The organism is Cytobacillus sp. NCCP-133, from assembly GCF_026011715.1.
Taxonomy (GTDB): domain Bacteria; phylum Bacillota; class Bacilli; order Bacillales; family Cytobacillaceae; genus Cytobacillus.
In genome coordinates this window covers 47,899-61,920 of sequence record NZ_BRVM01000021.1, presented here as the reverse complement: position 1 = coordinate 61,920, position 14,022 = coordinate 47,899, and the positions used below count along the sequence as shown (strand labels likewise).

Here is a 14,022-nt window from a genome sequence, read left to right as displayed (position 1 = left end):
GAGAGTTCTGCTTAAGGTCGGTCTTTTTTATCTTAATTGGACCCTTGACTTATTTGCCATTATACGCTGACCCCACATTCCCCGTTTTTCACTTCCAGTGTTAGTCGAAATCATTTTTCATGACTTTTTGACAATCCAATTGACTTCATACCATTCCATGATTTTTTCTAGCTTTGACTTCATCCACAAAATCCCTCAATATATATTCCCTAAATAATACTTTACTTCTTATATGTATCGTAATAGGGTGACCGCAATTTGTAAATCGAACTTTAAGTCAGCCGATTCATAGGTTTTTTTGCTCTTAAAACGGCAGAATTTTATATATTACACTTTAACAAACTCCAAATACTTTTATTTTTCCGCATTTTTTTCCATAATGGTCGTATACACTTTATTGAAAAGAGGTTTTTTATGATCTACCAATTAAAAATCCTGCTTCAGCATACAAGTCCGCCGATTTGGCGCAGGCTGCTGGTGGATAGTGAATTGATGCTGCCGGAGCTTCATGAAACGATTCAACTGGCATTTGATTGGCAGGGTTACCATTTGCATTGTTTTGAGGCAAGAAAGACGAACGGGATGAGGCTGACCGACAGGTTCATTTCCATCGGAGTCAATGACGAAGAACAGGTATTTTTCTCAGAATATGAGTTTGATGAGCGGGAAGAGAAACTATCCAATTGGCTTGTGAAGGAGAAGGACAAGCTTGTTTATGTGTACGATTTCGGTGATGATTGGCGGCATGAGATTGTGCTGGAGAAAATTCTTCCCGTGGAGCCGGGCCATACCTATCCGTACTGTGTGAAAGCCATGCGGGGGCCTGCTGCAGAGGATAGCGGCGGATTCTGGGAAGGTGAAGGGGAGAGGGAGGAGCTGAACCCGAAAGAGCTGCAGGCGGACATTAACGATGCTCTAACTTCAATTGCCCGTACGGCAGAGAGTGCAGCCCAGGTGCAGGAAGATCATCATAGGAATGGGAGTAACCGCAGGAGGCTGTTGCAGCTTGCTAAGGAGTTTAATGAGCAGGCTCTTTGGCAGTGGCTTGACGATGACCAGATTTTTGCGGTGCAGCATCCGGAGAGCGGCGAGCTTGCGTATTGTTCGATCATGGGAGCAGCCGGGCAAGAGTTTGGGCTGGCTGCTTTTATCGGAAATGAAGGGCTTCAATATTTAAAGGGCGTTTTAAGCGGGAAGTATGATAACGAAGCTGCCTTTTTTGAAAATCGGAGTATGGTATTAAGCTTTGACAATCGCAACGCGCTTTCACCGGAAGATTATGACATCATTAAAGCGGAAGGTATTTCATTCCGCGGGAAAAATAAATGGCCGTTATTCCGCAGCCTGGTTCCAGGCTACCATCCCTGGTTTTTATCAGATGAAGAAGCAGAATGGTTCTCGATTATATTAGAACGGGCGTTCGACGTCTGCTATAAGGTGAAGGAAGGCTTGGAAATTGCCGATCGCTTCAGTCAGCGTGACACTTGCTATGCACAAGTGCCGGCAAGAAAACAAGGCGAGGTGGTATGGACGGATAAGATCATCCCTGTCTTGGCGGAGGATGCAGCCCGAGAGTCAAGCAAGCTTCTGATTAGTGACCTGGACCTTCAAAGAGTAAAGTCCATAAAGAAGAAATATAACACTCCGCTTGAGATTGGGGTTTTTTACACGCTAAACGCCGTTCAGGATTCACCTGATGATAAGCCCTATTTTCCTGAAGTCTTTTTGGCTGCCGAGAGAAAAGGACATACTGTTGTCTTTCACGATTTGTTCTCGAAAGAAGACAGAGAGGCGAGAATTCAAATGGCATTTATTCAACTAGTAAATCACATCCAAGCCAGCCCTCGAGAAGTATGGGTGACACAAAGCACCTACCTGATCCTAAAGCCTGTCTTGGAAAAATTACGGATTTCCGCTATGCAGCTTGAAAGGTTGCCGATTGTGGAGAATGTGAAGAGTCAGATGTTCCAGTTCAGATAAATTGCTGGACAGCGGGAAGGGGATGCGAGCCAATATTCTTTTGCTCCGAAGGGTTCGCCGGCAGACCTGTTGCGGATCTCACTGTTATTGCATGTGCTGGATGAGCGGGAGCCCCCTCAGACTCAGGAGCGTCCGAGGAGCGCTGTGCCTCCTCGCGGAAAGCAGGTATTCCATGCTGAAATCAGCGGGCTAAATAATCTATGAGAAAAGAGCCTAGACAAAAAACCGTAAAGAATTTCTCGGTTTCAGCAGGAATTTTTCAGGGTAAAATAGAAATATAAATACATAGTCTTAATATACTTGTAAGACTAGGCATTCCTTTTCAGACGCTTTGGTTTTAGCTGTTCATTTTCGCGGCTGGCGTTCTGGAGAAAGCCGTTATTGTATAATGAAAAGGAGGAGTTCACTTATGAATTACAACGTTCGTGGTGAAAACATTGAGGTAACTCCAGCAATCAGAGACTACGTAGAGAAGAAGATTTCTAAGCTAGACAAGTATTTCGCTGAAACTCCTAATGCCAATGTACATGTAAACCTGAAAACGTATACTAATACCCGTTCTAAAGTGGAAGTAACCATTCCGATGCCAAACCTGGTTCTTCGTGCAGAGGAAGATCATGATGATATGTATGCAGCTATAGACCTGATTACGGATAAATTAGAACGTCAGATCCGCAAGCACAAAACAAAAGTAAACCGCAAATTCCGCGAAAAAGGCAATATGACGGCTGTATTTTCCCAGCTGGATGAAACAGAGCCGCCAGCAGCGGAAGAAGAAGAGAATGACCTTGAAGTTGTCCGCCAAAAAAGCTTTGACTTAAAGCCGATGGACAGCGAGGAGGCTATCCTGCAGATGAATATGCTGGGCCACAGCTTCTACGTATTCACAAATGCAGAGTCTAACTTAACCAATGTAGTGTACAAGCGTAAAGACGGCCGCTATGGTTTAATTGAAGCTCAATAATGATAAAGAAAAACCCCCGCCGTCAAAAGCGGGGGTTTCGTCTGTTTACGCAGGTGCAGTCTGTTTGCTGAATTTACTCTGCAGGAAAGCCGGTCCTATTAGCAATTTCCCATCTTCTATTTGCAGTAAGGCAGGCCCTATTAGCAGTTTTCCACTTCTATTTGCAAGAAAGCCGTCTCGATTAGCAAGTTCCCTGCTATTGGCAAATTTCTTAGTCCGATTAGCAGTTCTCCACCTTCTATTTGCATCGTTCACAATATCGCAGGTAACGAGCTTACTAGATTTTAAACTTCTCCAATTCCCGCTCCATCACACCGGTCATTTCCTGAAGCTGCTCTACTTTCAGCATTACCTGTTCAAAGGCACTAAGCTGTTCTTCTGTGGAAGCGGAAATTTCTTCTGTCCCTGCAGCGGTTTCTTCGGTTACCGCCGAGATATTTTCCACTGCCGAGATCACCTGCTTGCTCATTTCGCTGGATGCTTTCATATCTGAAACTAAGCTTACCAAGTGGCCATGGATGCCGGTTACATGGTCGGAAATGGCTTCAAAAGTCTGTTCTGTTTCGCTCATCGCCCCGGACTGCTCCCTTGAGAGGGTGTATCCTTGTTCGGCTGCGGAATAAATCGTGCTGATGCCTTTATGGATGTGGCTGACCATGGATGTTATCAAATCAGTCGCTTTTGACGTGGAGTCTGCAAGCTTCCGGACTTCTTCGGCCACAACCGCAAATCCTTTTCCGGCGTCTCCGGCACGGGCTGCTTCGATGGCTGCGTTCAGTGCAAGGAGATTGGTTTGGTCGGCAATGTCCTTCACCGTGTTGGCAGCACCTTCAATTTCTTTCGCATACTGGGCAAACTCGCTGACTGAGCTTTTAATGTGATGGGAGGAGCTTGAGATTTCTTCGGCAAGCTTCATTTGTTTTTTCAGTGAGATTCTGCCCTGGTTAACAGATTCCAGTGCATGTGTGCTTTTGGTTGCACTTTGTTCGCTTGAATGGTGGACTGCCGCAAATTGCTCGCCCATTGTGCTCATCAGCTCTGCCATTGACTGGACATCTTCCGAGATGGATTGGCTTCCTCTTGCCAGTTCATCTGTGGAAATGGCCACCTGGCTGCTGCTTTCATTCAAGCTTTCCATATAGGCGGCAACGTCCTCGGCAACTCCTTTCACATTCTGGCTGACCTCTTCAATGGATCCAACCGTTCCTTTCAAATTCACGACCATTTTTGAAAAAGCTTCCGACAATTTGTCCACTTCATAGCGGCTGTTTTCTGTAAAAGAAAGCTGTGATAAGTCGGCAGTAAGATCGCCTTCTGATATTTTCTCTGCTTTTTCCACAATGGCATTGATGGGCTTTGTGATTTTTCTGGCTGCGATCCAGGAAAAAATAGCGGAAAGAAAGATCAGCAGCCCGCTTCCAATCAGGGAGGAAGAGGTTATAAAGCCGATTTTGCTGTTCGTTTCCTGCAGGATGCCTTCATACCATTCATTTGTGCGTTTTTTCAGTAGGTGCATATCATTTAAAATGCCGGAGATTCTGATGCTTTGGCGCTTAATCTCCGCTTTGCTGCCATTGTTGAAGGCTTCAGTGGCGGCTTTCGAAAGTTCGGCGTACTTTGTTTCCATGTTGCCAATGATCCTTTTGTGCTCGGAAACCGTCGCAATCGAAGAAAGCGAAGCCAGGTTTTCCTGGACATTTGCAAGCATGGTCAGGGCCTGGTTTTTGTTGGCATCGCTTGAATTATACGTGAAATTGGACAGCGACTGGCTTGTCACAACCAGGCTTTGTTCAAGGTCCTTCACTTGCAGAAGGAGCTCTATATCATTTTCAGCAGAGCTTTGGATGTTTAATGTCTGGTATATGATAAAGCCGATCATGCTGACCGATAGGACGAGCGGGATCAGCGTAACAATAATAAGGCGTTTTCGTAATGTCATCGTCGGTGCTCCTTTATTTCTCAGCTTTCACTGAGATTTTTCCATCAATAATCTCTTCGGCCGCTTTTTTTAGCAGGGATTTTTGTTCCTCTGTTAAGGAAATAACCCGGACTTCGGATAGGCCGACCCCATCCTCAGCCAGTCCCCATTCATAGGAGGATGCTTCAATTTTGCCGTTTTCGGCTAAGGTTTTTGCCATATGAAAAACGGCTACATCGATGTTTTTCATCATAGATGCCGCGACTGCCTTTTCAGCGACGAAATACTGGTCGGAATCGACACCGCCCGCAAGCACGCCTCTTTCTTCCGCTTTTTTCAATGCGCCAAAACCGGTAAAGCCTGCGGCAGGATAGATGAAATCTGCCCCTTCAGCAATTTGCTTCTCTGCGATTTTACCGCCAAGTGCAGCATCACCAAATGATCCAGCATATTCGATTGAAATTTCAATTTCCGGATTCACATGTTTGGCTCCTTGGATAAATCCGTTTTCGAAATGATGAATAACCGGTACATCAAGGCCGCCGATAAATCCAAGCTTGCCCGTCTTACTCGTCATGGCAGCGAGCATCCCGACAAGGAAGCTGCCTTCATGCTCTTTAAACGTAAGGGAAACAACATTGTCAAGCTCTGAGACCGCATCAATCAGCAAAAATGGCTGATCCGGATATTTTTCCGCTGTTTTCTCAAGTGCTTCCTGTACGGAAAAACCAAGCCCAATTACAAGGTCATTTCCTTCTTTGACTAGCTCGTCCAGCGGCTTTTCAAAATTGCCGTCCGGAGCTTCTTTGTAGTCAAAAAGAATGTCCAGTTCGTCTCGGGCCTTTTCAAGCCCGCGGAAAGCAGAGTCATTGAACGACTCATCCCCTAGACCTGTGTCGGATAAGAGAATGCCAATTTTATATTCTTTCCCTTTCGCAGCGCTATCCTCAGCGGCTGAGCAAGCTGATAAAAACAATGTGAACATCAGTAGAATAGGTAGTAGTTTTTTCAAGGTGAACCTCCAGGTTGTAAGATTTAGCCACCGTTTATATCGGCAGAAAGGAGGAGTTGTTAAGTCTGAAGTCAGACCTTTTACCTAAAAAGGAAAATAAGAAAAGCGCAGGGCACCTGGAGCTAGACCGTTATCAAAGTTCAAAAGGATATAAATTCTGATATTATAAAAAAAGCCTGCAAATCGCAGGCTCTCAAATCATTATTCCGCAAGCACCTTATCTTTCTCCTTCAGCGAATTTGGTGCCATCGTTACCATCTGCTGCAGGACGAACGGATTAGAGTGTGACTAGGTTCTAGGTTGATCGCTGAAAGGGTGCTGCTGCCGCCGTTTGTATTCGCGGCGGATTTTTCACGTCTAGTGTGACGGCCGATTGGCAGCTGGTTTCAAGTATGCTTCAAAAAGTTAGAATAATAAGCCACTTTTGCAAAGTCGCTGTTTTCAATGGATTGCAAATCTCCTCTGAGTTTATTTTTTCTATATTTTTTCTATGAGAGGGGATTATTTTACACCGCAGGTTTTCCTCCTTTTGATTCTTTAATTTGTAATAATGATCTTATCCAAATCCGCGCTTTTCACGCCTTCGTTAAAGATCAGCCTTGTTTTAAACTGAAAAGTGCAGTCTGAAGTCGAGCATGGAATATCCTCAGGCAGCTGAAAGTGAAAGTCCATCCGGTTGGTTTGTTCGGATTGAATCACCTGTGTAGATAGGATCGTCGATGTCCCGATCACGTCTTCCTTTTTATCGGAATGGGTTGTCATGACAAGGTCACATTCAATTCGCTTGATTTGCTGTTCGATGGTACCGCCTTCGATCAGGTATATGCCAGTCACATTCTCGCCTGGAGCATATTGATGCTTCGGCAGCTGTAAATCAATTTTGGCAGAACCGATTCCAAGCATGGACATGTATTTTCGTAAAATCAACAAAAATCTCTCCTCTAATTGTTTTAACAATTATTACGTGAAAGTGATGAGAAAGTTTCATCTATTCGCTACATCTTTTTCACCTTTCTGTCATCCAATTTTTTTTCGATTTTTTCAAGCTGCAGTCTGTCTTTCATTAGTTCCTCTTTATTCTGTTTGATCAGTTCATCCAATGTATATCGTATTTTCTTCTTCATATCCCTATTCCTCCATTTTATAAAATCAAACCATTCGCGGTGTGGGCCTGTTTAGAAAAAAGGCCTTTACCGCGATTGGTAAAGGCCCAAAAATAAAGACCTCTACCGAATGGGTAAAGGTCTTGCTAACAATTGTTTAGATTGCCAGCAAAGCCGAGAGCGGATGCTCCGTAATGACGACTCTGCTGTAAAAGCTACTCCCCTTTAGGAGAATGATTATTGAATTTATAGCCTTATCATACAAAACTTTGATAAAGAAATCAACAAGAAAACAGAAGTTTAGATATACGAAATAAATACTAACATAATATTTATATAATTTGCTATAATCAGAACTAAAGAACCGTAAATTTAACCAGAGGTGAGCCACATGAACTTTGATTTCCAAAACCACCCATACCCTTCACAGCGCACGACCGTGATGGCGAACAATGGCATGGTCGCTACTTCCCAGCCATTAGCTGCACAGGCCGGACTCGATATCATGAAAAAAGGCGGGAATGCGATCGATGCCGCGATTGCCACAGCTGCCGCTTTAACAGTGGTTGAACCCACTTCAAACGGAATCGGCGGCGATGCCTTTGCGCTTGTTTGGACGAAGGGAGAATTGCATGGCTTGAATGCAAGCGGACCGGCTCCAAAGTCCATTTCCATCGAAGCTTTAAAGGAAAGAGGCTATGAAAAAATGCCAGTGCACGGCTGGATGCCTGTTACCGTGCCAGGAGCGCCATCTGCATGGGCAGAGCTATCCAAACGTTTCGGCAAGCTTCCCTTAAAAGAAGTTCTTCAGCCTGCGATTGATTATGCACAAAAAGGCTATCCTTTAACCCCAATCCTCGGCAAGTACTGGAAATTTGCTTATGAAAAATTCAAGCAAATCTTCACGGACGAAGAATTCCAGCATTGGTTTGAAACATTTGCTCCAAATGATAAATGCCCGGAAGTGGGCGAAGTTTGGCGTTCGGAAGGCCATGCGGCCACTTTAAGGTCGATCGCTGAAACAGACGGCGAAAGCTTTTACCGCAGTGAAATCGCCGATAAAATCGATGCTTTTTCGAAAAAATACAATGCTTTTTTATCAAAAGAAGATCTTGCAGATTACAAAGCGGAATGGGTGGATCCGATCAAGGTCAACTACCGCGGCTATGATGTGTGGGAAATCCCGCCGAACGGTCAGGGGCTTGTAGCTCTTCTAGGGTTGAATATCGCCAAAGGCTTTGAGTTCGGCGATAAAGACACCGTGGATACATACCACAAACAAATGGAAGCCATGAAGTTAGCTTTCACCGACGGCAAGGCATTTATTACCGATCCAGCGGATATGAGCGTAACGGTTGAAGAATTGCTTTCCGAAGAGTATGGCGAATCCCGCCGCAGTGAGATTGGCGACGAGGCGCTAACACCTGAGCCATACCAGCCTCACAAAGGCGGAACGGTATACCTTGCAACAGCCGATGCTGAAGGCAATATGGTCTCCTTCATTCAGAGCAACTACATGGGCTTCGGTTCCGGCCTTGTCGTTCCGGGAACAGGCATTGCTCTGCAAAACCGCGGACACGATTTCTCCCTTGATCCTGAGCACCCTAATGCACTGAAGCCGGGCAAGAAAACATATCACACCATCATTCCCGGTTTCCTGACAAAGGACGGAGAGGCAGTCGGACCGTTCGGTGTTATGGGCGGCTATATGCAGCCGCAGGGCCACATGCAGGTGATTATGAATACCGTCGATTTCCATTTGAACCCGCAGGCTGCATTGGATGCGCCAAGATGGCAGTGGATCGAAGGCAAAAAGGTTCAAGTGGAACCAAACTTCCCGAACCATATTGCAAAGGCCCTTGCACGCAAAGGACACCAAATTGAAGTAACCCTTGATACCGGCGGATTCGGCCGCGGCCAAATCATCTGGCGCAATTCGAAAACGGGCGTCCTTATGGGCGGAACGGAATCGCGTACAGACGGATCCGTTGCTGCCTGGTAATAAAAAACGAGGAAACAGCGCGCATATAAGCGTAAAATAATTATATAAACCATGATGGGGAGCGGACCAGATAAAAGCCGCTCCTTCACCTGCTTTTCCGGGACAGGAAGGCAGGGCTTTAGACAGAACGAAAAGAGGTGGTGGCATCATGAAGCAGCTTGACATCTTTTGGGCTTTTTTCAGAGTGGGCATTTTGGGCTATGGCGGCGGGCCGTCGTCGATTCCGCTTGTTCATAAAGAGGTTGTCGATAAATATAAATGGATGGATACAGATGAATTTGGCGATGTGCTGGCCCTCGGCAATGCGCTGCCCGGCCCGATTGCGACGAAAATGGCCGGCTATATCGGCTTTCGTGTCGGCGGGATTCTTGGCATGGTGATTGCACTTTTTGCTACGATGGTTCCAACCATTGTCCTTATGATAATACTTCTTACGGCATTAAATACATTCAAAGACCAGCCATGGGTGGCAGGCATGACAAAGGCTGTTGTTCCGGTTGTAGCCGTCATGCTGGCAACGCTGACTTGGGACTTTGTGAAAAAGTCGACAAAATCTTCACTTGGCTGGGGCTGGACACTCCTTTTTATAGCGGCAAGCTTGGTTCTTCTTGAATTTGTAAATATTCATCCCGCCATCATCATTTTTGCTTTGCTGGCGGCCGCTCTCCTGAAAAAGGATAAGCTTGAAAAAAGTGAAGCGAAAAAGGAGAAGAGTTCAGCATGATATACGCACAGATTTTTCTGGCATTTTTCATCCCGGGGATTCTTGGATACGGTGGGGGACCGGCATCCATTCCTTTGGTTGAAAATGAAGTAGTAGATCATTATGAATGGCTGACAACCACTGAATTCAGTGAAATGCTTGCGATGGGCAATGCGCTGCCCGGCCCGATTGCGACGAAAATGGCCGGCTATATTGGCTACCAGCAAGGAGGCGTTATTGGAGCAATCGTTGGGGTATTTGCTACTGTTGCGCCATCATTGATTCTGATGATCACCTTGCTCGGGCTGCTGATGAAATATAAGGAATCGCCGCGCGTCAAACGGATGACGACTTACATTCGTCCGGTTATCGCTGTGCTGCTTGGCATCATGACGTATGATTTCTTTTTCTCGGCTTATGAAGGCGCCGGCATCTGGCAGACATTGTTCATTGGCATCCTGAGCTTTTTCCTCATGGAAAAGCTCAAAGTGCATCCGGCTTACGTCATTGCCGGAGCGCTCGTTTATGGGGGACTTGTATTAGCATAGGGAGGATTCATAAATGACATTTTCAATTATAGGATACGATCCAAAAGAAAAAGAATGGGGAATTGCGGTTCAGTCGAAGTTTTTAGCTGTTGGCGCTGTGGTGCCGTTCGCCAAAGCGGGAGTTGGAGCGGTTGCGACCCAGTCTTATGCTAATACTTCGTATGGCCCGCGTGCTCTTCAGCTGATGGATGAGGGGAAAACAGCGGAGGAGGCACTTGAAATCATTACAAAAGATGATCCTGAAAAAGAGCTTCGCCAGGTCGGTTTGCTGGATAGGATGGGGAATCCGGCAACCTTCACGGGGGAAGGCTGCTACGACTGGGCAGGCGGCATGACGGGGCCTCACTTTGCCGCACAGGGGAATATTTTAGTCGATGAGAAAACGGTTCAGGCAATGGGGCAGACGTTCATAAGCACGGAAGGATCACTCGCGGAACGTTTGCTGGCGGCATTGAATGCAGGCCAGGCAGCGGGCGGTGACAGCCGCGGCCAGCAATCGGCAGCACTTCTGGTGGTCAAGGAGGCTGGCGGATACGGTGGATTCAACGACCGCTACATCGATTTGCGCGTCGATGACCATCCGGAACCGATTACAGAGCTGATCCGCATCTTTGGTCTGCAGCAGCTTTATTTTGCTCCTTCAAAGGCAGAGCGTATAGCTTCCATTGAAGGCGAGGTAAAAGAAGAATTGGTTCGTGAACTGACTCGCCATGGCTATTTAGAAGCAGGCCACGCGGGCGAACAGCTTTTAAAAGCACTGACTGCCTACATCCACACCGAAAACTTCGAAGCCCGCGAGCAGGAAGCGGGAAAGATTGATCTGGATGTTTTGGATTATATGAAAAAGCATTAAGATTTCCAGAAAAGCGGAGAGTGGAGGCTCTCCGTTTTTTGTTTTTCCTATGTGCTTTGTGGAAAGCTGATAGGACGCGAACTGACCGATATATTGAAAAAGTGGCCGATAAAACGAAAAAGTGACCGATATATTGAAAAAGTAACCGATAAAAATGAAAAAGTGACCGATATATTGAAAAAGTAACCGATAAAAATGAAAAAGTGACCGATAAAATAAAAATCTGACCGATAAACATGGTGTAGTAACCGAAATAAGTTTTCTCAATAAAAACATGAACTAGCAGTATCTTAATGCGGTCTGCCTAAATCTTTCAATCGTTTGTATAATGCCTAAATTGCTGATAAATGTTAGGATAATAGAGTTAAACAAATTTTGTAGGAGAGATTTTAGAAATGTCAACAGTAAAAATAAGCAGAAACGACCCATGCCCATGCGGCAGCGGAAAAAAGTATAAGAAATGCTGCGGCAAGAAGGATGCCGTTTCGATCAAAGAGGTATTGAACCATGAAGTGATTGAGCTTCAAAAGGAAGCGAGGGTATTTGCGCTAACCCATTATGAGGATGATATACGAGATGATTTTACAGATCTTATTGATATACTCGAGGATACTGAGGGCGAAGAGAAACAGTTTTATGAATTTGTTCACTCTTTCTGGTATATTCTTTTCGGCACATTAGAGGAAGAAGTCTCAGTTATGCACGATTATATGCAAGAGAAATTACCTTACATTACGCGCCCGCGCTTAAAAAGGATCTTGCAATCCTGGACGGAAGGCAAGGCAGTGGCTGGCGTATTGACCGAAGTGACAGAAGATCAAGCTGTCATTAAGGATACCTTAACAGGCAAGATTTATAACGTTTCCCTTTTTGACGATTTGAATGGGTTTGAACAGGGGAACTATGCATTTGCACTCCTTCTCCCATATGGAGAAGAGTACCTGGCATTCCCGGCTATTTTTGATCTGCCGAAAGAAAATGCTGCACAATTCGAAGACTATATTCAATATTCCTTCGAAGAAACAGGCTATGATGACCCGGAAGAATACCTGGCAGAATATTTCGTAGATCTGATGCACGAAACACCAAAATTGGCCGTAGCGTCATCCATCGACAACTTCGATTGGCCGAGCAAGGGTGCTGAGCAGGTGGCTGAAATTTTCAGAGACGACATGATTGCGGCAGGCGAAGAGCCATGGATCATCGGCATGGGAGTTTCCCTCTGGATGGATTACATTGAGAAAACAGGCAAACAGGTGAAAAAGCCAGACAATTATGTGGCGGGTCTTCGCTATCTTGTTACTACAATCGCTGATACAAACGAAATGTTAACGCAGAAGGAAGTCGGCGAAAAGTACGGCATCAATGCAAGCCGCGTATCAATATACTATGGTGAAATCTATAATGAAGTAGAAGATACAATTCGCAATTTAATTGAATCATCGAATTCTTAATTTAAGCGGATGGCGCAGGCCCTCCGTTTTTCTTATTTTCATATTGATTATGCTGGAATGTTGCTAGGACGCGAAGTGACCGATATATGGAAAAACTGACCGATAAAACGAAAAACTGACCGATAAAAATGAAAACTGACCGATAAAACGAAAAACTAACCGATAAAATAAAAATTTGACCGATAATCCCAGCAAGGAGACCAAATAAATGATTTCGGAGTGGAAAAAAGAATCGATCTGGCAGGAATATTGGGTGCAGAAAGAGAATTTTATTTTCAAATTACAATAAGGAGTGCTGTATTTGATTGAAAAAGACCGATTTTTACCTATAAGGATTCAAAAAAATCATGCCCTGCTAAAACGAATCTCGAAAAACCACCCGAAGCGACCAGATATTGAGTCAGATCAAACCAGACGATTAGCTGGCTACAAAGGAGAACAAGCAGTTGACTTCCATTTAAGGAAACTGCCAGTAAAAGAGTACATAATCCTCCACGATCTTCGCCTCTCAAACGACAAACATTTTTTCCAAATTGACACGCTGCTCCTCAACTCCAATTTCGCCTTAATTTTAGAAGTGAAAAACTACAGCGGAACCTTATATTTCGACCCGGATTTTAATCAATTAATCCAAACGAATAGCAAGGGAGAAGTCAAAGGATATCCCAATCCGATTGAACAGGCAGCCCAGCAATGTGCTGAGCTGAAAAAATGGCTCCAAAAGCGCAATGCTGCCATTCCGATTGAGTTTCTCGTCATCATCAGCAAACCTTCCACGATCCTCAAAGCCGCTCCCGGCTATGCCAAAATGCTGCAAAAAGTCCAGCATGTCCAATTCCTTCTCAAAAGTATTGAAAAAGTAAAATCTGCATACAGGAACGAGATTTTCATTTTAAAGGATCTAAAGAAGATCTCTCGTGCACTAATAAAAGAACATACGCCACTTTCGTTTGACATTCTGGAATACTACGGAATTCCGCCAGCCGATATTCAAACAGGAGTCATTTGCAAATCGTGTTCACATAGACCGATGAAGCGCCACTTTGGAACATGGTTTTGCCTCAAATGCCAATCCAAAGATAAAGAAGCTCACCTTCATGCCGTCAAAGACATTTTTCTCCTAAACAATCACGCTCCCTTAACCAATCAGAAAATCTGCGGCTTTCTAAACCTTCCTTCGGGAGATATAGCCAAAAAACTTCTTACCTCGATGCAGCTGCCTTATTCCGGCACAAAAAAAGGCAGGGTATATCTCCCGCCGCCTGCTTGCCAGCAAATTAAGAACCTAGAATAAGCGCGGCGTGTGGCATAAGTTGTCACCCCCTACCCAAAGTGGTAATATTAATAAGAAATAATTTGAATTTTTATGGGAGGATTCCGCCGGCAAAAAGCGAATCTTTTTTAATTACTACCTATGCAATTGATGTATAGGCCTAAAATTGACTTTAATATTAGACATGTCTAGCTCCAGCGCCTAGGGACTCG

12 protein-coding genes are annotated in these 14,022 nt (G+C 44.9%); 8 read left to right on the top strand and 4 right to left on the bottom strand.

The window, feature by feature from the left end; all coding sequences use genetic code 11:
- The first annotated feature begins 414 nt into the window (after positions 1 to 414).
- The gene (locus tag NCCP133_RS18580; protein ID WP_264806761.1) at positions 415 to 1,980 is read left to right on the top strand and encodes a plasmid pRiA4b ORF-3 family protein; all 1,566 of its coding nucleotides are present in this window, start codon (positions 415 to 417) and stop codon (positions 1,978 to 1,980) included.
- Positions 1,981 to 2,389: 409 nt separating this feature from the next.
- Positions 2,390 to 2,944 carry a ribosome hibernation-promoting factor, HPF/YfiA family gene (gene hpf / locus NCCP133_RS18575; RefSeq protein WP_264806760.1) on the top strand — a complete coding sequence of 185 codons (555 nt, stop codon included), beginning with the start codon at positions 2,390 to 2,392 and terminating at the stop codon, positions 2,942 to 2,944.
- A 277-nt stretch (positions 2,945 to 3,221) separates the two neighbouring features.
- On the opposite strand, the gene NCCP133_RS18570 is transcribed toward hpf, so the two are convergent.
- The 4 genes from NCCP133_RS18570 to NCCP133_RS18555 form a co-directional block, all read right to left on the bottom strand.
- The gene (locus NCCP133_RS18570; RefSeq protein WP_264806759.1) at positions 3,222 to 4,883 is read right to left on the bottom strand and encodes a methyl-accepting chemotaxis protein; all 1,662 of its coding nucleotides are present in this window, start codon (positions 4,881 to 4,883) and stop codon (positions 3,222 to 3,224) included.
- 13 nt (positions 4,884 to 4,896) lie between these two features.
- A complete protein-coding gene (locus tag NCCP133_RS18565) occupies positions 4,897 to 5,874 on the bottom strand; it encodes a BMP family lipoprotein (protein ID WP_264806758.1) in 978 nt (325 codons plus the stop codon).
- A 537-nt stretch (positions 5,875 to 6,411) separates the two neighbouring features.
- Positions 6,412 to 6,801 (bottom strand): sporulation protein, encoded by a 390-nt coding sequence (locus tag NCCP133_RS18560; protein WP_264806757.1) that lies wholly within the window; start codon positions 6,799 to 6,801, stop codon positions 6,412 to 6,414.
- 68 nt (positions 6,802 to 6,869) lie between these two features.
- Positions 6,870 to 6,998, bottom strand: coding sequence for an FbpB family small basic protein (locus NCCP133_RS18555; RefSeq protein ID WP_264806756.1), 129 nt, complete (start codon positions 6,996 to 6,998; stop codon positions 6,870 to 6,872).
- A gap of 370 nt (positions 6,999 to 7,368) precedes the next feature.
- Between NCCP133_RS18555 and NCCP133_RS18550 the strand changes: the two genes are divergently transcribed.
- The 6 genes from NCCP133_RS18550 (at position 7,369) to NCCP133_RS18525 (ending at position 13,831) form a co-directional block, all read left to right on the top strand.
- On the top strand, positions 7,369 to 8,979 hold the full coding sequence (locus tag NCCP133_RS18550; RefSeq protein WP_264806755.1) for a gamma-glutamyltransferase family protein: 1,611 nt from the start codon (positions 7,369 to 7,371) through the stop codon (positions 8,977 to 8,979).
- A gap of 148 nt (positions 8,980 to 9,127) precedes the next feature.
- Positions 9,128 to 9,703, top strand: a complete 576-nt coding sequence (locus tag NCCP133_RS18545) for a chromate transporter (RefSeq protein ID WP_264806754.1) — start codon at positions 9,128 to 9,130, stop codon at positions 9,701 to 9,703.
- A complete protein-coding gene (locus NCCP133_RS18540; protein WP_264806753.1) occupies positions 9,700 to 10,230 on the top strand; it encodes a chromate transporter in 531 nt (176 codons plus the stop codon). Before NCCP133_RS18545 ends, NCCP133_RS18540 begins: the two co-directional genes overlap by 4 nt.
- A gap of 13 nt (positions 10,231 to 10,243) precedes the next feature.
- On the top strand, positions 10,244 to 11,083 hold the full coding sequence (locus NCCP133_RS18535) for a DUF1028 domain-containing protein (RefSeq protein WP_264806752.1): 840 nt from the start codon (positions 10,244 to 10,246) through the stop codon (positions 11,081 to 11,083).
- 395 nt (positions 11,084 to 11,478) lie between these two features.
- Entirely contained in the window at positions 11,479 to 12,537 is a 1,059-nt protein-coding gene (locus NCCP133_RS18530) for a YecA family protein (protein WP_264806751.1), read from the top strand.
- Between the two features lie 301 nt (positions 12,538 to 12,838).
- Positions 12,839 to 13,831 carry a nuclease-related domain-containing protein gene (locus NCCP133_RS18525; RefSeq protein WP_264806750.1) on the top strand — a complete coding sequence of 331 codons (993 nt, stop codon included), beginning with the start codon at positions 12,839 to 12,841 and terminating at the stop codon, positions 13,829 to 13,831.
- Positions 13,832 to 14,022: the final 191 nt, after the last annotated feature.